Source organism: Streptomyces sp. TOM-9 (assembly GCF_056858595.1).
This window is the reverse complement of record NZ_JBXEQB010000001.1, coordinates 2,506,506-2,524,607: the sequence shown is the minus strand read 5'-3', so window position 1 is coordinate 2,524,607 and position 18,102 is coordinate 2,506,506. Positions and strand designations below refer to the sequence as shown.

Sequence of the window (18,102 nt, the reverse complement as noted above, 5' to 3'; positions counted from 1 at the left end):
TGGCACCATGCTGGCCACCCCGCTCGACCAACTCCACAGGAGACAGGCGCGTGCAGCCATCCGCAGGGCCGGCCCTTCCGCACACCCGAGCCCGTTCGGTGCACTGGATCACCACCGCCGCGGTGATCGCCGCCGTCATAGGCAGCGCCGCGCTCGTGCAGCCCGCAGGCGCCTCCACGGGCAGGCCCGCCGCGGACGCCAGGAGCGGCAAGCCCGCGACCGCCGCCGTGGCGCCCCCGGACCCCCGTGCCGCGCACTTCCCCCTGGAATGCGCCGGGGCGCCCGTGGACGTCGTGGACCAGGCGTCGGGAGACCTCGACGGGGACGGCCGCCCCGAGACCGTCGCCGTCGTCCGTTGCCACTCCGAGACCGGCACCCCGCCCAGTGGCCTGTACGTGCTGTCGGCGGACCCCGCCGCCGGCGCCGCCCCGCGCATCGTCGAGACCCTCGTCGATCCCGAGGAGCAGCGCAGCTTCAAGGACCTGAAGATCGACGGCCGCACCGTGCGGGCCACCGTGCTCGGCTACTCCACCGACGACGTGCCCCGTTGCTGCCCCGACCAGATGCGCGACTACAGCTGGGAATGGAGGTCCGGGACCTACTACGAGATCCCCGGGCCGCTCGCCAACAGCGTGTGACAGATCACTCCGCGTCGGGTCCGTACAGTTCTACACTGTCCGAAACCCGACGCACATGAATACAGTCGCCAGGGCAGTCCCTGGCCGAATCCACCACATCGGTCAACAACGGCAGGGGAACCGGGACCGTCGCCCCGGGTGCCTGACGGAGTTCGTCGTCGTCGCCCTTGACGTAGGCGAGCCCGTCGATGTCCAGCTCGAAGACCTCGGGCGCGTACTGCACACAGATGCCGTCCCCGGTGCACAGGTCCTGATCGATCCAGACCTCAAGCGCCTCGACGACTTCCTCGCTCACCGCTACCTCGCCTGCCGTTCATCGTTCGGGAAGGGACAGCCCTTGACGGGCGTTGACCGGACCGACGATACAACCGGCCGCTTTCGGATGGTGATGGCTGGGTATCTCCCTGGCGGGAGGACGTGCGCAAGGGTGAAGATCGGACACACCCAGGACGTCTTTGTGATCTAGGGGTTTCAACCCCTACTGGCCCAGGTAGGGTCTGGAAGCGTCCAGCTCCCCTTGGAGGAGGTGAGGACCGTGGCGGCCCACGACGACGACATCAACCGTGGCGGCCGACCCGCTCGTGGATCGGAAGACCCCATGAGCCAGGTCGCCTTTCTTGAGCAGGAGATCGCCGTCCTGCGACGTAAGCTCGCCGACTCTCCGCGGCACACGAGGATTCTCGAGGAGCGGATCGTCGAGCTGCAGACCAACCTGGCAGGCGTGTCCGCTCAGAACGAGCGGCTGGCCAACACCCTCCGAGAGGCCCGCGACCAGATCGTGGCCCTCAAGGAAGAGGTGGACCGGCTCGCACAGCCCCCTGCCGGATTCGGTGTGTTCCTGCAGGCGAACGACGACGAGACGGCCGACATCTTCACCGGCGGCCGCAAGCTGCGGGTGAACGTCAGCCCGTCCGTCGAACTGGACGACCTCCGGCGCGGCCAGGAAGTCATGCTCAACGAGGCGCTCAACGTGGTCGAGGCCATGGAGTTCGAGCGCATCGGAGACATCGTCACCCTCAAGGAGATCCTCGAGGACGGCGAGCGGGCCCTGGTCATCGGGCACACGGACGAGGAGCGGGTGGTGCGGCTCGCCGAGCCGCTGCTGGACGGCACCCTCCGCGCCGGCGACGCGCTGCTGCTCGAACCGCGCTCCGGGTACGTCTACGAGCGGGTCCCCAAGAGCGAGGTCGAAGAGCTCGTCCTCGAAGAGGTCCCCGACATCGACTACCGCCAGATCGGCGGCCTCAGCAACCAGATCGAGCAGATCCGCGACGCCGTCGAACTGCCCTACCTGCACGCCGAGCTGTTCAAGGAGTACGAGCTCCGCCCGCCCAAGGGCGTGCTCCTCTACGGCCCGCCCGGCTGCGGCAAGACGCTCATCGCCAAGGCCGTCGCCAACTCCCTTGCCAAGAAGGTCGCCGAAGTCACAGGGCAGCCCCAGGGCAAGAGCTACTTCCTGAACATCAAGGGCCCCGAGCTGCTCAACAAGTACGTCGGCGAGACCGAGCGGCAGATCCGGCTGGTCTTCCAGCGCGCACGCGAGAAGGCCAGCGAGGGCACCCCCGTCATCGTCTTCTTCGACGAGATGGAATCCCTCTTCCGGACCCGCGGCTCCGGCGTCAGCTCGGACGTGGAGAACACCATCGTCCCCCAGCTGCTCGCCGAGATCGACGGCGTCGAGGGCCTGGAGAACGTCATCGTCATCGGCGCCTCCAACCGCGAGGACATGATCGACCCCGCGATCCTGCGGCCCGGCCGCCTGGACGTGAAGATCAAGATCGAGCGGCCGGACGCCGAGGCGGCCAAGGACATCTTCTCCAAGTACCTGGTGACGACCCTCCCGCTGCACGGCGAGGACCTCTCCGAGCACGGCGGCTCGCCCGGGGCCACCGTCGAGGCCATGATCCAGTCCGTGGTCGAGCGGATGTACTCCGAGTCCGAGGAGAACCGCTTCCTGGAGGTCACCTACGCCAACGGTGACAAGGAAGTCCTCTACTTCAAGGACTTCAACTCCGGCGCCATGATCCAGAACATCGTGGACCGGGCCAAGAAGATGGCGATCAAGGCCTTCCTCGACCACAACCAGCGGGGCCTGCGCGTCTCCCACCTGCTCGCCGCCTGCGTGGACGAGTTCAAGGAGAACGAGGACCTGCCCAACACCACCAACCCGGACGACTGGGCCCGCATCTCCGGAAAGAAGGGCGAGCGGATCGTCTTCATCCGCACCCTCGTCACCGGCAAGCAGGGCGCCGACACCGGTCGCTCCATCGACACCGTCGCCAACACGGGCCAGTACCTGTAACACGCGACCACCCTCCGGCTGCGGGTGCCCACGCAGGGGCACCCGCAGCCGGAGCATTTCACCCCGGCACCACCCAGGAAAGCGCGTAATGATCTCCCCACCACCGCCATCGCGTTCTAGGCTCAGCGGTACCGCACGAGGGCCAATTGCGAAGCGGTACTTGAGCGACCGGCCCAGCACGGGCCGCAGCCGGGCAAGGAGGGCCGCATGACCGTACGGCGAGTAATGGGCATCGAGACGGAGTACGGGATCTCCGTTCCGGGCCACCCGAACGCCAATGCCATGCTCACCTCGTCCCAGGTCGTCAACGCCTACGCGGCGGCGATGCACCGGGCGCGCCGCGCCCGCTGGGACTTCGAGGAGGAGAACCCACTGCGGGACGCCCGCGGCTTCGACCTCGCCCGAGAAGCCGCGGACACCAGCCAGCTCACCGACGAGGACATCGGCCTGGCCAATGTCATCCTCACCAACGGAGCCCGGCTCTACGTCGACCACGCCCACCCCGAGTACAGCGCCCCGGAGGTCACCAACCCCCGCGACGCCGTCCTGTGGGACAAGGCCGGCGAGCGCATCATGGCCGAAGCCGCCGAGCGCGCCGCCCAGCTCCCGGGCGCCCAGCCCATCCACCTGTACAAGAACAACACCGACAACAAGGGCGCGTCCTACGGCACCCACGAGAACTACCTGATGAAGCGGGAGACCCCCTTCTCGGACATCGTGCGCCACCTCACGCCCTTCTTCGTCTGCCGCCAGGTCGTCACCGGAGCCGGCCGCGTCGGAATCGGCCAGGACGGCCACGAGCACGGCTTCCAGATCAGCCAGCGCGCCGACTACTTCGAGGTCGAGGTGGGCCTGGAGACCACCCTCAAACGGCCCATCATCAACACCCGCGACGAGCCGCACGCCGACGCCGAGAAGTACCGCCGACTGCACGTGATCATCGGCGACGCGAACCTGTCGGAGATCTCCACCTACCTCAAACTCGGCACCACCGCCCTGGTGCTGTCGATGATCGAGGACGGCTTCATCAACGTCGACCTCGCCGTCGACCAGCCCGTCCGCACCCTCCACCAGGTCAGCCACGACCCCACGCTGCGCCGCCTGATCACCCTGCGCAGCGGCCGGACGCTGACCGCCGTCCAGCTCCAGATGGAGTACTGCGAACTCGCCCGCAAGTACGTGGAGGACCGCTTCGGCACCGACGCCGACGACCAGACCAAGGACGTCCTCGGCCGGTGGGAGGACGTGCTCAACCGGCTCGAGGGCGACCCCATGAGCCTCGCCGGCGAACTGGACTGGATCGCCAAGCGTGAGCTCCTCGAGGGCTACCGGCGCCGCGACTCCCTGGGCTGGGACGCCGCGCGGCTCCACCTCGTCGACCTCCAGTACGCCGACGTCCGCCCCGAGAAGGGCCTCTACAACCGTCTGGAGGCCCGCGGCCGCATCCAGCGGCTGGTGACCGAGGACGAGGTCGTCCGGGCCATGAGCAAGCCCCCGGAGGACACCCGCGCCTACTTCCGCGGCCGCTGCCTGGAGCAGTACGCGGACGACGTCGCGGCGGCCTCCTGGGACTCCGTGATCTTCGACCTCCCCGGCCGGGACTCGCTGCAGCGCGTCCCCACCCTGGAGCCGCTGCGGGGCACCCGCAACCACGTCAAGGAGCTGCTGGACCGCTGTCGCACCGCGGAGGAGCTGGTGCGGATCCTGTCGGGCGGCTGAGCAGGGCTGAAATCCGTCCGAACCGGGAATCATCGGGGTGGCCCCCGGACGTTGGGCAATACCGGGGGCCGAAGTCAGACCCTCCTTGTAGGGTCTGATCTTGTAGGACATGGACACCGAGCGGGGTGAGGGACACATGGCTACCAAGGACACCGGCGGCGGGCAGCAGAAGGCCACGCGTTCGACCGAGGAGGTCGAGGAGACCGCGCAGGACGCGCAGGCCGCCTCCGACCTCAAGGAGCGGCAGGAGAAGCTGTCGGACGACGTGGACTCCGTGCTGGACGAGATCGATGACGTCCTCGAGGAGAACGCGGAGGATTTCGTACGTTCGTTCGTGCAGAAGGGCGGAGAGTAGATCAACTTGGACGCGCCGGAAAAGCAGTGCCGCGACTGCGGCCAGGTCAAAGCGGCATCGGAATTCTGGCGGTCCAAGTCTTCGCCCGACGGACTGGCGTACTACTGCAGACCGTGCGCGAGCCGGCGCAACGCGGAGTCGGCGCGGCGGCGCGCAGAACGGGAGGGGCGTACGATGCGCCCCTCCCGTGGTCCGCGTGAATGCCTGCCCGAGGGTTACCGGCGTTGCCCGGACTGTGAGCAGGTTCTGCCGCTCATGGCATTCCCCCGCAACCGGAGCGCGAAGTCCGGCTTCGCCAGCTACTGCAAACCCTGTCAGAACACGAGATCCCGGGAGTCCAGGGACCGGCTGCATGGTGGGAGCCGTCACTACCACCTGAAGCGCCGGTACGGCCTCGGGGCCGAAGAAGTCGAAGCAAAGATCAAGGAGCAGTTCGGCATCTGTCCGATCTGCCTAACTCCCGGCCCTCAGCATGTGGATCACGATCACCTCACGGGTAAGGTGCGATCAGTGCTCTGCTTCAACTGCAACGGCGGTCTGGGGCAGTTTAAGGACAACCCAGAACTGCTGCGCCGCGCAGCGGACTACGTGGAAGGAAACGTGTGGAAGCCAACACTCGTAGCACCGGGCGTCTACCAGCTGCCTTCCTGACGCCTGGCTCGTCCTCGTTCGTGGACTTCCTGGGGGCGCACGCGCCGGGGGTGCTCCCGGGCAACCGCACCCTGCCCGCCGTGAAGGGGGCCGTGGAGCTGCCGCACGGCACGACGATCGTGGCGGCGGCCTTCCCCGGCGGCGTGGTGCTCGCCGGTGACCGGCGGGCCACGATGGGCAACGTCATCGCCCAGCGGGACATCGAGAAGGTGTTCCCGGCCGACGAGTACTCGGCGGTCGGCATCGCGGGCACGGCGGGCCTGGCGGTGGAGATGGTCAAGCTGTTCCAGCTGGAGCTGGAGCACTACGAGAAGATCGAGGGCGCCACGCTCTCCCTGGAGGGCAAGGCGAACCGCCTGTCGACCATGATCCGGGGGAACCTGGGGATGGCGCTGCAGGGGCTGGCGGTGGTGCCGCTGTTCGCCGGCTACGACACGGACCGTGAGAAGGGGCGGATCTTCTCGTACGACGTGACGGGTGGCCGTTCGGAGGAGCACGGTTTCGCGGCGACGGGTTCGGGTTCGGTGTTCGCGCGGGGCTCGATGAAGAAGCTGTACAAGCCGGATCTCACGGAGTCGCAGACGGCGACGCTGGTGATCCAGGCGCTGTACGACGCGGCGGACGACGATTCGGCGACCGGTGGCCCGGATCTGGGGCGGCGGATCTTCCCGATCGTCACGGTCATCACCGACGAGGGCTTCCGCAAGCTGACCGAGGCCGAGACGTCGGAGATCGTCCGGACCGTCCACGAGCGGCGGCTGGAGCTGCCGGACGGCCCGCGGGCCGGGCTGCTCTGACCTGGTCGTCCGAGATGCACTCGCTACTGACAGAAAGGGACGGATAGCCGGTGTCGACGCCGTTCTATGTCTCACCCCAGCAGGCCATGGCCGACCGTGCCGAGTTCGCCCGCAAGGGCATCGCGCGCGGGCGCAGCGTCGTCGTGCTGCAGTACACCGACGGCATCGTCTTCATCGCCGAGAACCCGTCCCGTGCCCTGCACAAGGTCAGTGAGATCTACGACCGGATCGCCTTCGCGGCGGTGGGGAAGTACAACGAGTTCGAGAACCTGCGGATCGGTGGTGTGCGCTACGCCGACCTGCGGGGTTACACCTACGACCGGGACGACGTGACCGCGCGCGGCCTGGCGAACGTGTACGCGCAGACGCTGGGCACGATCTTCTCGAGCGTGGGGGAGAAGCCCTACGAGGTGGAGCTGATCGTCGCGGAGGTGGGCGCGGACCCCTCCGAAGACCAGATCTACCGGTTGCCGCACGACGGTTCGATCGTCGACGAGCACGGTGCGGTGGCGGTCGGTGGCAACTCGGACCAGATCGGCAGTTACCTGGACCAGCGGCACCGTGACGGCATGACGCTGGCGGAGGCGCTGAAGCTGGCGGTGGAGTCGCTGAGCCGGGACAACAACGGCAGTGACCGGCAGCTCACGGCGGAGCAGCTGGAGGTCGCGGTGCTGGACCGTACGCGGCCGCAGCAGCGCAAGTTCAAGCGGATCCTGGGCCGGCAGTTGTCGCGGTTGCTGGAGGGGGAGGGGGCGGCGCCGTCGGTGGAGAAGGCGGAGAAGCCGGAGAAGCCCGCTCCGCCTGCGGCTCCGGTGGAGGGGGACGACGACCTTCCGGAGTTGGACGAGGACGTGTGACGGGTTCCGGCCCTTCGCCGACGCCCCGGCCCGCCTGTGCGGTGGCCGGGGCGTCGGTCGTTTCAGGGGTGGCGTGGTGGGGCGGTGGAGCCGCGGACGACGAGCCGGACCGGGAGTTCGGTGCCGGTGGCGGGGCGGTCGGCGAGGGTGTCGAGGAGTGCGGTCATGCCTCCGGCGCCGACGGCGTCGGCGGGGAGGGTGACGGTGGTGAGTTCGGGTTCGACGGCGGTGGCGAGGGCGGAGTCGTCGTAGCCGGTGACGGAGACGTCGTGGGGGACGCGTAGTCCGTGGCGGCGCAGTGCCTTGCAGGCGCCGACGGCGAGGACGTCGTCGTCGCAGATGAGGGCGGTGGGGGGTGGGCCGGGCCGGGTGAGGAGGCGTTCGGTGGCCTGGCGGGCGTCCTCGTAGGTGAGCGGGGAGCGTTCGGTGGGCGGGGTGGTGCCGAGGGTGTCGGCGAGGGCCTGGGCGCGTTCGTGGAAGGTCCAGGTGTCGATGTCGGCGGCGAGGTGGGCGATGCCCCGGGGGTGGTGGCCGAGGCCGAGGACGTGCCGGGTGATCTGCCGCATGCCGTCGGCGATGGCGAGGTTGACGGTGGCGGCGGGGCCGGGTGCGGCGGGGTCGGCGTCGAGCATGACGAGGGGGAGGCCGCCGTCGCCGATGGCGGCGAGGGCGTCGGCGGCCATGGAGGAGGCGATGATGCCGTCGAGGGCGGCGCGGGCGGAGCCGAAGGGGTCGCGGGCGGGGCCGACGCCTTCGGGGGAGGGGTAGAGGACGACGCCGAAGCCGTGGTCGTCGGCGACGCGGGCGGCGCCGGTGTAGACGCGGGCGAAGTACTCGTTGGTGAGGGTGGGCACGACCAGGAGCGCGGTGCGGGTGCGGCCGAGGCGGAGGTTGCGGGCGGCGAGGTTGGGCCGGTAGCCGAGGTCGCGGGCGGCGGTGCGGACGGTGTCGGCGGTGCGTTCGGAGACCCGGCCGCGCCATTTGTCGCCGAGGACGAGGGAGACGGTGGCCTGGGAGACGCCGGCGGCGCGTGCGACGTCGCGTGAGGTCGGGCGCGCTGTGTCGGTCACCGTGGGGGCCTCTTTCGGCTGGGTGGGCGGGTGGCGGCGGGGTGTGCGGCTGGACCGGTGGACTGGGCTCATGGTACGTATGACCCACGACGTTATACGTACAACTAACGAAGGGGAGGGCATGGGGACCGGTTACGCGGACCTGCTGCGCGCCCGGCACGCGGCGCGGCTGCTGACCGGCACCCTGGTCGGCCGGCTGCCGAACGCGACGGCGGCCCTGGGCATCGTGCTGCTGACCCGCGCGCAGGGCGGCGACTTCGCCCTGGCGGGGGCGCTGTCGGCCGTCTACGGCCTCGCCAACGCCGTGGGGCAACCTTTGCTGGGGCGGGCGGTGGACCGCCTGGGGCAGCCGAGGGTGATGTTCCCGGCGGCGGTGGTCTCCGCCGTGGGCATGGCCGTCTTCGCGCTCTCCGGGCCCCGGCCGCTGCCCCTGGCGTACGCCGCGATGCTGGTCGCGGGCTTCTTCACCCCGCCCCTGGAGGGCGGGCTGCGGGCGCTGTGGCCGGGTGTGCTCAAGCGCCAGGACCGGATCCACGCGGCCTACGCGCTGGACGCGGCCGCGCAGGAGGTCATGTTCGCGGTCGGGCCGCTGATGGTGACGCTGCTGGTGGCGGCGTTCTCGGAGACGGCGGCGCTGCTGTGGATCGCGGCGGTCGGTGTGGCGGGGGCGCTGAGCGTGGTCACCGCGCCGCCGTCGCGGGCGTGGCGGACGCAGCCGCGCACCCCGGACTGGCTGGGGCCGCTGCGCGCGCCGGGCCTGCGCGCGCTGGTCGGCTCGTTCTTCTTCGTGGGGCTGGCGCTGGGCTCGATCGCGGTGGCCGCGGTCGCGTACGCCGACGAGCACGGCGGCGGGATGGTCTCCAGCTACGTGCTGTCGGGGATCGGCGCCGGGGCGCTGGCCGGCGGGGTGTTCTACGGGGCGCGGCAGTGGGCGGGGGTCCCCGAGCGGCGGCTGCGGCTGCTGATGGCGGGTCTGGCCGTGTGCTACCTGCCGCTGGCGCTGGTGCCGGGTGTCCCGGCGATGTCGGGCCTGGCGGTGCTGGCGGGGCTGTTCCTGGCGCCCTCGCTGGCCTGCGCGTTCGTGGTGGTCGACCGGCACGCCCCGGTGGGCACGGTGACCGAGGCGTTCTCATGGATCGTCACCACGTTCGGGGTGGGCGCGGCGGTCGGCACGGCGGTCGCGGGACCGGCCGCGCAGTACGGCGGGACCGCGGCGGCCTTCGGCGTGGCGGGTGCCGGCGGGGTGGTGGCGCTGGTGGTGCTGCTGGCCAGTGGGCGCTACCTCACGGTTCCAAACCCGGCAAGCGGGACAGAAAAAGATCGAATCGCCGCGGTCGAACCCGGTTTGAGGTCCACGCATCAGGCGTAAGGTCTCATCATGGACCGCCGCATTTTCGGGCTGGAGAACGAGTACGGCGTCACGTGCACGTTCCGGGGACAGCGGCGTCTGTCCCCGGACGAGGTGGCGCGGTACCTCTTCCGCCGTGTCGTGTCATGGGGTCGCAGCAGCAACGTCTTCCTCCGCAACGGCGCCCGCCTCTACCTCGACGTGGGTTCGCACCCGGAGTACGCCACTCCCGAGTGCGACAACGTGACGGAACTGGTCACCCACGACAAGGCGGGGGAGCGCATCCTCGAGGGCCTCCTGGTGGACGCAGAACGGCGCCTGCACGAGGAGGGCATCGCGGGCGACGTCTACCTCTTCAAGAACAACACCGACTCCGCGGGGAACTCCTACGGGTGCCACGAGAACTACCTCGTCGCCCGGCACGGGGAGTTCTCCCGCCTCGCGGACATCCTCATCCCCTTCCTGGTCACCCGGCAGCTGCTGTGCGGCGCGGGCAAGGTGCTGCAGACCCCGCGCGGCGCGGTCTACTGCGTCAGTCAGCGCGCGGAGCACATCTGGGAGGGCGTCAGTTCCGCCACGACCCGCTCCCGGCCCATCATCAACACCCGGGACGAGCCGCACGCGGACGCCGAGCGCTACCGGCGGCTGCACGTCATCGTGGGTGACTCCAACATGTCCGAGACGACCATGCTGCTGAAGGTCGGCGCGACCGACCTGGTGCTGCGCATGATCGAGGCGGGCACCGTGATGCGGGACCTGACGCTGGAGAACCCGATCCGGGCGATCCGCGAGGTGTCGCACGACATAACGGGCCAGCGCAAGGTCCGTCTCGCCTCGGGCCGGGAGGCCTCGGCCCTGGAGATCCAGGAGGAGTACTACTCCAAGGCGGTGGACTTCTGCGACCGGCGCGGCATCCGCAGCGGTGTCATCGAGCAGGTCCTCGAACTGTGGGGCCGGACCCTGGAGTCGATCGGCAGCGGTGACCTGGACAAGATCGGTACCGAGATCGACTGGGTGATGAAGTACCGCCTGATCGAACGGTACCGGGCGCGGGACAACATCACGATGTCGCACCCGCGCATCGCGCAGATAGATCTCGCGTACCACGACATCCACCGCCGCCGCGGGTTGTACTACCTGCTGGAGAAGCGGGGTCAGGCCAAGCGGATCTGCAACGACCTGAAGATCTTCGAGGCCAAGTCCGTGCCCCCGCAGACGACGCGGGCGCGGCTGCGCGGCGACTTCATCCGCCGTGCCCAGGAGCAGCGGCGCGACTTCACCGTCGACTGGGTGCACCTGAAGCTCAACGACCAGGCGCAGCGCACGGTGCTGTGCAAGGACCCGTTCCGGTCGGTGGACGACCGGGTGGAGAAGCTCATCGCCGGTATGTAGCGGCGGTGGCACAGGCGACGCGGGGCCCCGTACGTGTTCGTACGGGGCCCCGCCCACGCCGTAGAGTGGCGCGCACGCCAGACAACGCAAGATCGACCTGATGGGGATCCCCGTGCGCCGACGCTCTCTTCTCCTCGCCGTCCCTGCCGGCCTGCTCACCCTTGCCGGCTGCGGTGACGACAAGTCCGGCAAGTCCGCGACCAGCGCCAGCCCGTCGGGTTCCGCGTCCGCGTCCGCGCCGGTGAAGATCGTGGACGGCCCGCTGCCGGACATCACCGCCGGTACGAAGTTCGGCGAGAAGCCGACGGTCGCCAAGGGCCCGGGCCAGCCGAGCAAGGACCTGGCCGTCAAGACGGTGATCCAGGGCAACGGCACCACCGTCGCCTCGGGTGACTACCTCCAGGCGAACTACCTCGGCCAGATCTGGGACACGGCCAAGGTCTTCGACAACTCCTGGGACCGGGGCGCGCCGGCCATCTTCCCGATCGGCGTCGGGCGGGTCATCCAGGGCTGGGACAAGGCCCTGGTGGGCAAGAAGGTCGGCGACCGGGTCGAGCTGGCGATCCCCCCGAACCTGGGCTACGGCGAGCAGGGGCAGCCGGACGCCGGGATCAAGGGCACCGACACGCTGGTCTTCGTCGTCGACGTGGTGGACACCTTCAACGGCAAGAGCTCCGCGAAGGGCAAGGCCGTCCCGCAGAACGACGCCAAGCTGCCCAAGGTCGGCACCAACACCGACGGCCAGGCCCCCTCCGTCGAGGTCCCCAAGACGGCCGCGCCGGCCAAGCTGGTCGCCAACTACGTGCTGGAGGGCGACGGCGCGGCGGTCAAGCCCACCGACACCCTGCTGCTGCAGTACAAGGGCGTGGTGTGGGACGGCGGCAAGGAGTTCGACTCCAGCTACAAGAACGGCCAGTTGGCCCAGTTCCCGCTGCAGCAGCTGATCAAGGGCTGGCAGGAGGGCCTGGTGGGCAAGAAGGTCGGCAGCCGCGTCATGCTCGTGGTGCCGCCGGACCTCGGCTACGGCGACAAGGCGCAGCCGGGCATCCCGGCCAAGTCCACGCTGGTGTTCAGCCTCGACATCCTCGCGGTGATGTAAGACTAAGCAGGTTGTCCGCACCTCTTTAGGAGCACGTACGTGAGCATCGAGAAGCCCGAGATCGACTTCCCCGGCGGTGAGCCGCCGGCCGAACTGGTGATCAGGGACATCTGGGAGGGCGAGGGCGCCGAGGCGAAGGCGGGTCAGAACGTCACCGTCCACTACGTCGGCGTGGCCTTCAGCACCGGCGAGGAGTTCGACGCCAGCTGGAACCGCAACTCCCCCTTCAGCTTCCCGCTGGGCGGCGGCCGGGTCATCAAGGGCTGGGACCAGGGCGTGCAGGGCATGAAGGTCGGCGGCCGTCGTGAGCTGACCATCCCCGCGCACCTGGCTTACGGCAACCAGAGCCCGAGCCCGCTCATCAAGCCGGGTGAGACGCTGATCTTCGTGGTGGACCTGCTGTCCGTCTGAGCGGCGTCCGGCCCGACCACGGCCCGTGGCCCCCGCCGACCGGCACCGCCGGCCCGGCGGGGGCTTCGTCGTACGGGGGCCGGCCGGGGCGGTCACCGGAACCGGCCTTCGCTTCAGCCACGCGGCCCGGTCGCGATAGGGTCTCGACGGAGAGCTGAACACGGAAGAAGGTTGCTTCGAGTGGCGATTGCCAAGGCCGAGCGGCTGATGAACCTGGCGCTGTGCCTGATGAACACGCGGCGCCCGGTCAGCAAGCGGGAGCTGCGCGCGTCCATCGAGGCGTACCACGAGATCGGCTCCGACGAGGCGTTCAACCGCATGTTCGAGCGCGACAAGGACGACCTGCGCGAGCTCGGCATGGTCATCGAGACGGTGGAGAGCCTCGACGGTGAGATCGGCTACCTCGCCCGCCGTGACCGCAACCGCCTTCCCGAGATCGCCCTGGACGCCGAGGAGGCCGCCGCGCTGAGCCTGGCCGCGAAGGTCTGGCAGCAGGCGCGCTTCGCCGAGGCCGCCAGCGGAGCCCTGCAGAAGCTGCGGGCCGCGGGCGTGCCCTTCCACGACGAGGGCGACGACGGCGTGCGGGAGGCGGCCGGGCACAGCGCCCTGGAGCCCCGCATCCCTACCCCCGAGCCGGCGTTCGAGCCGCTGATGGTCGCCACCCGTGAGCGCCGCCCCGTCTCCTTCGACTACCGCAAGGCCAACGCCGTGCGCCCCGAGCCCCGCCAGGTCGAGCCCTGGGCGCTGGAGTGCTGGCGCGGCCACTGGTACCTGGCCGGCTGGGACCGCGACCGGTCCGCCGTGCGCGTCTTCCGGCTCTCCCGGATCACCGGCCGGGTCCGCACCCGCGGCGGCGCCTTCACCACCGAGGTGCCCGACCACGTCGACGTGCGCGCCGCCGTCGCCAGCTGGGCCGGGGAGGGCGCGACCGCGACCGCCAGGATCCGGCTGCGCCGCGACTCCGGGTACCCGCTGCGGGCCCGCGCGGTGGAGATACTGCCGGTCGACGCCGACTGGGACGAGCTGGAGATCCCGTACGGGCACGGACTGGACGCCTGGCTGGTGGAGTTCGGCCCGGACGTGGTCGTACTGGGGCCCGACGAGCTGCGGGCCGACGTCGTGGACCGGCTGCGCGCCGTCGCCAAGGGCTGAGCGGGGGAGTACGGAGAGATGGCCAACGCGATCGACCAGACGCGCCGGATGCTGTCCCTGGTGACGTATCTGCGCGAGCGCCCCGGCGCCCGCGTGAGCGACGTGGCCCGGGCGTTCGGGGTCACCGAGGCCGAGCTGATCGGCGACCTGAACGTGCTGCCGCTGTGCGGCACGAGCTTCAGGGGCGGCGACCTGCTCGACATCGACACCGACGGCGAGCGGATCTGGTGGCACAACGTGGACGACGTCGCGCAGCCGTTGCGGCTGGCCGCCGACGAGGCCGCCGCGCTGCTGGTCGCCGCCCGTGCCGTCGCCAACCTGCCCGGGCTGCGGGAGAGCGACCGGCAGGCCCTGCTGCGCGCCACCGCCAAGATCGAGGGCGCGGCCGGCGAGGCCGCCGGCGCGTCCTCCCGGCTGTCGGTCACCTTCGAGTCCGAGGGCAGCGTCTTCGCCGACGTCGACCGCGCCATCGCCGAACGGCGCCGGCTGTGGATCCGCTACTACTCGCCGTCCCGGGACGAGCTCACCGAGCGCGAGGTCGACCCGATCCGGCTGTTCGCGGTCGGCCACACCTACTTCGAGGGCTGGTGCTACCTGTCGGAGGACCGGCGCACCTTCCGCCTGGACCGGGTCGCCGAGATCCGGCTGCTGGACACGCCCAGCGACCCGCCGCGCGTCGAGCCGCGCGACCTGTCCCAGGGGCTGGTGCAGCCGGCCGGCGACGACCCGGAGGTCGTGATCGAGGTCGGCCCCGGCGGCCGCTGGGTCGCCGAGTACTACCCGCACGACCTCGCCGAGGAACTCCCCGACGGCGGCCTGCGGGTCACCCTGCGCACCCCCGACCCGGGCTCGCTGCGCCGTCTCGCGCTGCGGCTCGGCCGCGACGGGCGGATCGTCTCCCCGGCCGGACTCGCCGGCAGCGCCCGCGACGCGGCCGCCCAGGCCCTCGCGGCCTACGGCGAGTGAGGTGAGCGCCGGCATGGACGACCTCGACACCCTGGACACCCTCGGTACCGTCGGCGACCCCGGTACGACCCCGCCCGGGGTGATCTTCAGGGCTTCCTGCCCGGAGTGCCGGACCAGCTTCGAGCTGTCGGCCGACGCCCTGCGGCTGGCCATCGGCGGCAGCCACCGGACCACCTTCTACTCCTTCACCTGCCCAGACTGCGGCTCCTCCGTCCGCAAGCCGGCGGGCGACCGCATCGTGGAGCTCCTCACCGACGGCGGCGTCCGCACGATGCGGCTGCACATCGGCTGAGCCGCTACGCTCGGCTCCCATGTGGTGGCTCTACCTGTACGTCGGCCTCGCGACCGCCGGCCTGCTCGTGCTCGGTGTCCTGGCGTTGCGTGTGTACGCCGAGGTGCGCGGCCTCGCCCGTCAGGTGGGGCGCAGCAGCGACCGCCTGCGACAGGCCTCCGAGGACCTGCGGCGGGCCGCGGAGCCGCTGGCGCGCGGCGCCGGCGAACTGACGCGCTGACGACGCCGTCCCGCCGGCGGTACCCACGGACGCCGGGTCGGTGCCGTCGGCGGCACCCTCGTCCTCCCCCCTCCGGGCAGGTACGCTGCTGAAGCGGCCCCGGGAGAGCGCGGCGGGGGCGGCAACGGCAAGGACGCCGGGGGATTGCCAGGCGTTTACCCCCGCAGGTTACGATCGCTGGCAGAGCGGACACCGTGTCCACGGACCCGGAGCCCGCTGCCATAGAACCCATGCCGCCTCGGTGAGAAGGTAAAGCTTATGTTCGGCAGGCTCGGCGCCCCTGAGATCATCCTCATCCTTGTCGTCGTTCTGCTGCTGTTCGGGGCCAAGCGCCTCCCGGACATGGCCCGCGGCCTTGGGAAGTCGATGCGCATCCTGAAGAGCGAGGCGAAGGCGATGAAGTCGGACGACGCGGCGGCCCCGCAGGCGCCGGCCGACGCGCCCGCCGACGCCCAGGCCGCACCGAAGACCATCCAGGCCGCGCCCGGTGACGTCGCCAGCGCCCGCCCGGTCTCCGAGACCCAGCAGCCCCGCCAGACGCAGAGCTGACACGACGACACAGGTACGGGCCGCCGGCGGGGACGCCGGCCTCCGCGTGAGATGAGGACCTGGGTTGCTCAAGTCTGCCCGCAGTAAGCCGACGAAGGACCCCGAGGGGCGCATGCCCCTCGTGGAGCACCTGCGTGAGCTGCGCAACCGGCTCGCCAAGAGTGTGCTCGCGATCGTCGTCGTGGCGATCGTGGCCGCCTTCTACAGCCAGCAACTCCTGGAGTTCCTGGCCTCTCCGGTACCCAAGTGCGGCCCCGGGGTCGTCAGCAGCGGCGGCAACTGCGCCATCGTCACGTTCGACTCGCTGACGGCGCCGTTCGCGCTCACGATGCAGGTCTGCTTCATGGCCGGCGTCATCGGCGCCAGCCCGGTCTGGCTGTACCAGCTGTGGGCCTTCATCGCCCCCGGCCTGCACCGGAACGAGCGCAAGTACACGTACATGTTCGTGGGCGCGGCACTTCCGCTCTTCCTGGGCGGCGCCTTCCTCGCGTACAAGATCATGCCGGTCAGCATCAAGGTGCTGATCAGCTTCACGCCCGAGGGCTCGTCCAACCTCCTGAAGCTCGACGGGGTGCTGGACTTCACCATCCGCATGGTGCTGGTCTTCGGCCTCGCCTTCGAACTGCCGCTGCTCCTGGTCATGCTCAACATGGTCGGCATGGTCAGCGGCCGCCGCATGGCGGGCTGGTGGCGGGCCGTGGTCATGGGCGTCTTCGTCTTCGGCGCCGTCGCGACGCCGACCACCGACCCGGTCAGCATGATCGCCCTGTCCGGTCCGATCGTCGTCCTCTACTTCGGCGCGGTCGCCTTCAGCCTGGTCAACGACCGGCGTCGGCGCTGGCGCAACCCCGACGCGGAACTCTCCGACGACGAGGCCTCCGAGCTTGACCTCACCCCGGAGTCGATCGACACCGGCGAGCGCGTCACGGCCTCCGTGCCCGAGCAGGCCGGGCCCGTCGAGGACGGACGCCGCTCCGGCGACTTCGACGACGCGACCTGACGCCGCGTGACCCCCGACGGGGCCCCGCCCGGACCAGCCGGGCGGGGCCCCGTCGTCATGGGGCGCAGGCTGCCGTCAGCAGCGGTCGCCCTTCGACGCGGCGAAGGTTCTCCCCTGTCCGGTCTGCGATGACCCTTCGATCCTCCGGGCCGGAACACGACCCTCCGTAGGCCCCGAGGATGATCACGACCCCTCCGGAAGAAGGGGTGCCGGTGATCTCGACGGGTGGACTACCGCACGGTAGGGTCCGCGCGTGACCAGCGAGATCACCCTCATCGCCAACCCCGCCGCGGGCCGTGGACGGGGCGCCCGCGCCGCCGGACCGGCCGCGGACGCACTGCGCCGCGCGGGCTTCGGCGTGCGCACCGTCGTCGGCACCGACGCGCCCGACGCCCTGGCGCGGGCCCGCGAGGCCGTCGCGGACGGCACGGACGCGCTGGTCGCGGTCGGCGGCGACGGCATGGTGTCGCTGGCCCTGCAGGCCGTGGCCGGGACCGGCACGCCGCTCGGCGTCGTCGCCGTCGGCACGGGCAACGACTTCGCCCGGGCGACCGGACTGCCAGTACGCGAGCCCGCCGCGGCCGGGGAGGCCATCGCGCGGGCGCTGAAGGAGGGCACCGTCCGCGAGATCGACCTGGGCCGCGCCGGCGAACGGTGGTTCGGCACGGTCTTCGCCTCCGGCTTCGACTCCCGGGTCAACGACCGCGGCAACCGGCTGCGCTGGCCCAGCGGGCGGCTCCGCTACGACGTGGCGATGCTGGCGGAACTGGCCGCGCTGCGCCCCATCCCGTACCGGATCACCCTCGACGACGGCGCCGAGACGGAGATCGAGGCGACCCTCGTGGCCGTCGGCAACGGCACCTCGTACGGCGGCGGCATGCGGATCTGCGCCGGAGCCGAACTCGACGACGGGCGCTTCGACGTGTGCGTGGTCGGGCCGTGCAGCCGCAGCACGCTGCTGCGCGTCTTCCCGAGGGTCTACCGCGGCACCCACCTCGGCCACCCCGTGGTGACGGTGCACCGCGCGGCCGCGATCACCCTCGCCGCCGACGGCATCACCGGCTACGCCGACGGTGAGCCGCTGGGCCCCCTGCCCCTGACCGCGCGCACCGTACCGCGGGCGCTGCGACTGCTGGCGCCGCAGTAGCGCGGTGCCGAGCCGCGGGGGCGAGGTCGTCGGGCTGCGCCCGGCGGGCACGTCCAGCTGCAGCCGGCCGCCCGGCGCTGTGTGCACCGCTCCGGCGGGCCGGGAAGCCCCCGGGCGTCCGCCACCTCCCCGGCGGC

Annotated in this window: 20 protein-coding genes; 18 read left to right on the top strand and 2 right to left on the bottom strand. The window is 70.8% G+C overall.

Going from position 1 to position 18,102, the window contains the following annotated elements:
- Window positions 1-50 precede the first annotated feature (50 nt).
- Complete coding sequence (locus AC1VWI_RS11865; RefSeq protein WP_499510938.1) at window positions 51-638, top strand: hypothetical protein; 588 nt, start codon at window positions 51-53, stop codon at window positions 636-638.
- 4 nt (window positions 639-642) lie between these two features.
- Here AC1VWI_RS11865 and AC1VWI_RS11860 read toward each other — a convergent pair whose 3' ends face one another.
- Complete coding sequence (locus AC1VWI_RS11860; RefSeq protein WP_450386264.1) at window positions 643-933, bottom strand: ferredoxin; 291 nt, start codon at window positions 931-933, stop codon at window positions 643-645.
- Between the two features lie 240 nt (window positions 934-1,173).
- Between AC1VWI_RS11860 and arc the strand changes: the two genes are divergently transcribed.
- From arc to prcA, 6 genes are all read left to right on the top strand, one after another.
- Window positions 1,174-2,940, top strand: coding sequence for a proteasome ATPase (arc, locus tag AC1VWI_RS11855; RefSeq protein WP_499510937.1), 1,767 nt, complete (start codon window positions 1,174-1,176; stop codon window positions 2,938-2,940).
- 207 nt (window positions 2,941-3,147) lie between these two features.
- Entirely contained in the window at window positions 3,148-4,659 is a 1,512-nt protein-coding gene (dop, locus tag AC1VWI_RS11850; RefSeq protein WP_499510936.1) for a depupylase/deamidase Dop, read from the top strand.
- Between the two features lie 136 nt (window positions 4,660-4,795).
- The gene (locus AC1VWI_RS11845; protein WP_089229052.1) at window positions 4,796-5,014 is read left to right on the top strand and encodes a ubiquitin-like protein Pup; all 219 of its coding nucleotides are present in this window, start codon (window positions 4,796-4,798) and stop codon (window positions 5,012-5,014) included.
- A gap of 6 nt (window positions 5,015-5,020) precedes the next feature.
- Complete coding sequence (locus AC1VWI_RS11840; protein WP_499510935.1) at window positions 5,021-5,665, top strand: endonuclease VII domain-containing protein; 645 nt, start codon at window positions 5,021-5,023, stop codon at window positions 5,663-5,665.
- Window positions 5,617-6,462: a proteasome subunit beta gene (gene prcB, locus AC1VWI_RS11835; RefSeq protein ID WP_499510934.1), complete on the top strand. Its 846-nt coding sequence runs from the start codon at window positions 5,617-5,619 to the stop codon at window positions 6,460-6,462. The genes AC1VWI_RS11840 and prcB overlap by 49 nt, the downstream gene beginning before the upstream one ends.
- Window positions 6,463-6,512: 50 nt before the next feature.
- On the top strand, window positions 6,513-7,319 hold the full coding sequence (prcA, locus tag AC1VWI_RS11830; RefSeq protein WP_499510933.1) for a proteasome subunit alpha: 807 nt from the start codon (window positions 6,513-6,515) through the stop codon (window positions 7,317-7,319).
- A 62-nt stretch (window positions 7,320-7,381) separates the two neighbouring features.
- On the opposite strand, the gene AC1VWI_RS11825 is transcribed toward prcA, so the two are convergent.
- Window positions 7,382-8,461 carry a LacI family DNA-binding transcriptional regulator gene (locus tag AC1VWI_RS11825; RefSeq protein WP_499510932.1) on the bottom strand — a complete coding sequence of 360 codons (1,080 nt, stop codon included), beginning with the start codon at window positions 8,459-8,461 and terminating at the stop codon, window positions 7,382-7,384.
- Between the two features lie 49 nt (window positions 8,462-8,510).
- Here AC1VWI_RS11825 and AC1VWI_RS11820 point away from each other — a divergent pair, with 49 nt between their 5' ends.
- The 11 genes from AC1VWI_RS11820 (at window position 8,511) to AC1VWI_RS11770 (ending at window position 17,965) form a co-directional block, all read left to right on the top strand.
- A complete protein-coding gene (locus AC1VWI_RS11820; protein WP_499510931.1) occupies window positions 8,511-9,758 on the top strand; it encodes an MFS transporter in 1,248 nt (415 codons plus the stop codon).
- Window positions 9,759-9,767: 9 nt separating this feature from the next.
- Window positions 9,768-11,129 (top strand): Pup--protein ligase, encoded by a 1,362-nt coding sequence (gene pafA / locus AC1VWI_RS11815; RefSeq protein WP_499510930.1) that lies wholly within the window; start codon window positions 9,768-9,770, stop codon window positions 11,127-11,129.
- A 112-nt stretch (window positions 11,130-11,241) separates the two neighbouring features.
- Window positions 11,242-12,228 carry an FKBP-type peptidyl-prolyl cis-trans isomerase gene (locus AC1VWI_RS11810; protein WP_499516781.1) on the top strand — a complete coding sequence of 329 codons (987 nt, stop codon included), beginning with the start codon at window positions 11,242-11,244 and terminating at the stop codon, window positions 12,226-12,228.
- Between the two features lie 39 nt (window positions 12,229-12,267).
- The gene (locus AC1VWI_RS11805; protein ID WP_499510929.1) at window positions 12,268-12,639 is read left to right on the top strand and encodes an FKBP-type peptidyl-prolyl cis-trans isomerase; all 372 of its coding nucleotides are present in this window, start codon (window positions 12,268-12,270) and stop codon (window positions 12,637-12,639) included.
- 180 nt (window positions 12,640-12,819) lie between these two features.
- Entirely contained in the window at window positions 12,820-13,791 is a 972-nt protein-coding gene (locus tag AC1VWI_RS11800) for a helix-turn-helix transcriptional regulator (protein WP_499510928.1), read from the top strand.
- A gap of 18 nt (window positions 13,792-13,809) precedes the next feature.
- Window positions 13,810-14,757, top strand: coding sequence for a helix-turn-helix transcriptional regulator (locus AC1VWI_RS11795; RefSeq protein ID WP_499510927.1), 948 nt, complete (start codon window positions 13,810-13,812; stop codon window positions 14,755-14,757).
- A 13-nt stretch (window positions 14,758-14,770) separates the two neighbouring features.
- On the top strand, window positions 14,771-15,049 hold the full coding sequence (locus AC1VWI_RS11790) for a hypothetical protein (protein ID WP_499510926.1): 279 nt from the start codon (window positions 14,771-14,773) through the stop codon (window positions 15,047-15,049).
- 19 nt (window positions 15,050-15,068) lie between these two features.
- Window positions 15,069-15,269 (top strand): hypothetical protein, encoded by a 201-nt coding sequence (locus AC1VWI_RS11785; protein ID WP_499510925.1) that lies wholly within the window; start codon window positions 15,069-15,071, stop codon window positions 15,267-15,269.
- 258 nt (window positions 15,270-15,527) lie between these two features.
- Complete coding sequence (gene tatA, locus AC1VWI_RS11780) at window positions 15,528-15,818, top strand: Sec-independent protein translocase subunit TatA (RefSeq protein WP_499510924.1); 291 nt, start codon at window positions 15,528-15,530, stop codon at window positions 15,816-15,818.
- 112 nt (window positions 15,819-15,930) lie between these two features.
- Window positions 15,931-16,818, top strand: a complete 888-nt coding sequence (gene tatC / locus AC1VWI_RS11775) for a twin-arginine translocase subunit TatC (RefSeq protein WP_499510923.1) — start codon at window positions 15,931-15,933, stop codon at window positions 16,816-16,818.
- 253 nt (window positions 16,819-17,071) lie between these two features.
- Window positions 17,072-17,965 carry a diacylglycerol kinase gene (locus tag AC1VWI_RS11770; RefSeq protein ID WP_499510922.1) on the top strand — a complete coding sequence of 298 codons (894 nt, stop codon included), beginning with the start codon at window positions 17,072-17,074 and terminating at the stop codon, window positions 17,963-17,965.
- Window positions 17,966-18,102: the final 137 nt, after the last annotated feature.

Coding starts and splice junctions, on each gene's coding strand:
- AC1VWI_RS11790 (WP_499510926.1), top strand. CDS start 14,771: ATGGACGACCTCGACACCCTGGACACCCTCGGTACCGTCGGCGACCCC.
- AC1VWI_RS11795 (WP_499510927.1), top strand. CDS start 13,810: ATGGCCAACGCGATCGACCAGACGCGCCGGATGCTGTCCCTGGTGACG.
- dop (WP_499510936.1), top strand. CDS start 3,148: ATGACCGTACGGCGAGTAATGGGCATCGAGACGGAGTACGGGATCTCC.
- pafA (WP_499510930.1), top strand. CDS start 9,768: ATGGACCGCCGCATTTTCGGGCTGGAGAACGAGTACGGCGTCACGTGC.
- tatA (WP_499510924.1), top strand. CDS start 15,528: ATGTTCGGCAGGCTCGGCGCCCCTGAGATCATCCTCATCCTTGTCGTC.
- AC1VWI_RS11845 (WP_089229052.1), top strand. CDS start 4,796: ATGGCTACCAAGGACACCGGCGGCGGGCAGCAGAAGGCCACGCGTTCG.
- AC1VWI_RS11820 (WP_499510931.1), top strand. CDS start 8,511: ATGGGGACCGGTTACGCGGACCTGCTGCGCGCCCGGCACGCGGCGCGG.
- AC1VWI_RS11825 (WP_499510932.1), bottom strand. CDS start 8,461: ATGAGCCCAGTCCACCGGTCCAGCCGCACACCCCGCCGCCACCCGCCC.
- tatC (WP_499510923.1), top strand. CDS start 15,931: ATGCCCCTCGTGGAGCACCTGCGTGAGCTGCGCAACCGGCTCGCCAAG.
- AC1VWI_RS11785 (WP_499510925.1), top strand. CDS start 15,069: ATGTGGTGGCTCTACCTGTACGTCGGCCTCGCGACCGCCGGCCTGCTC.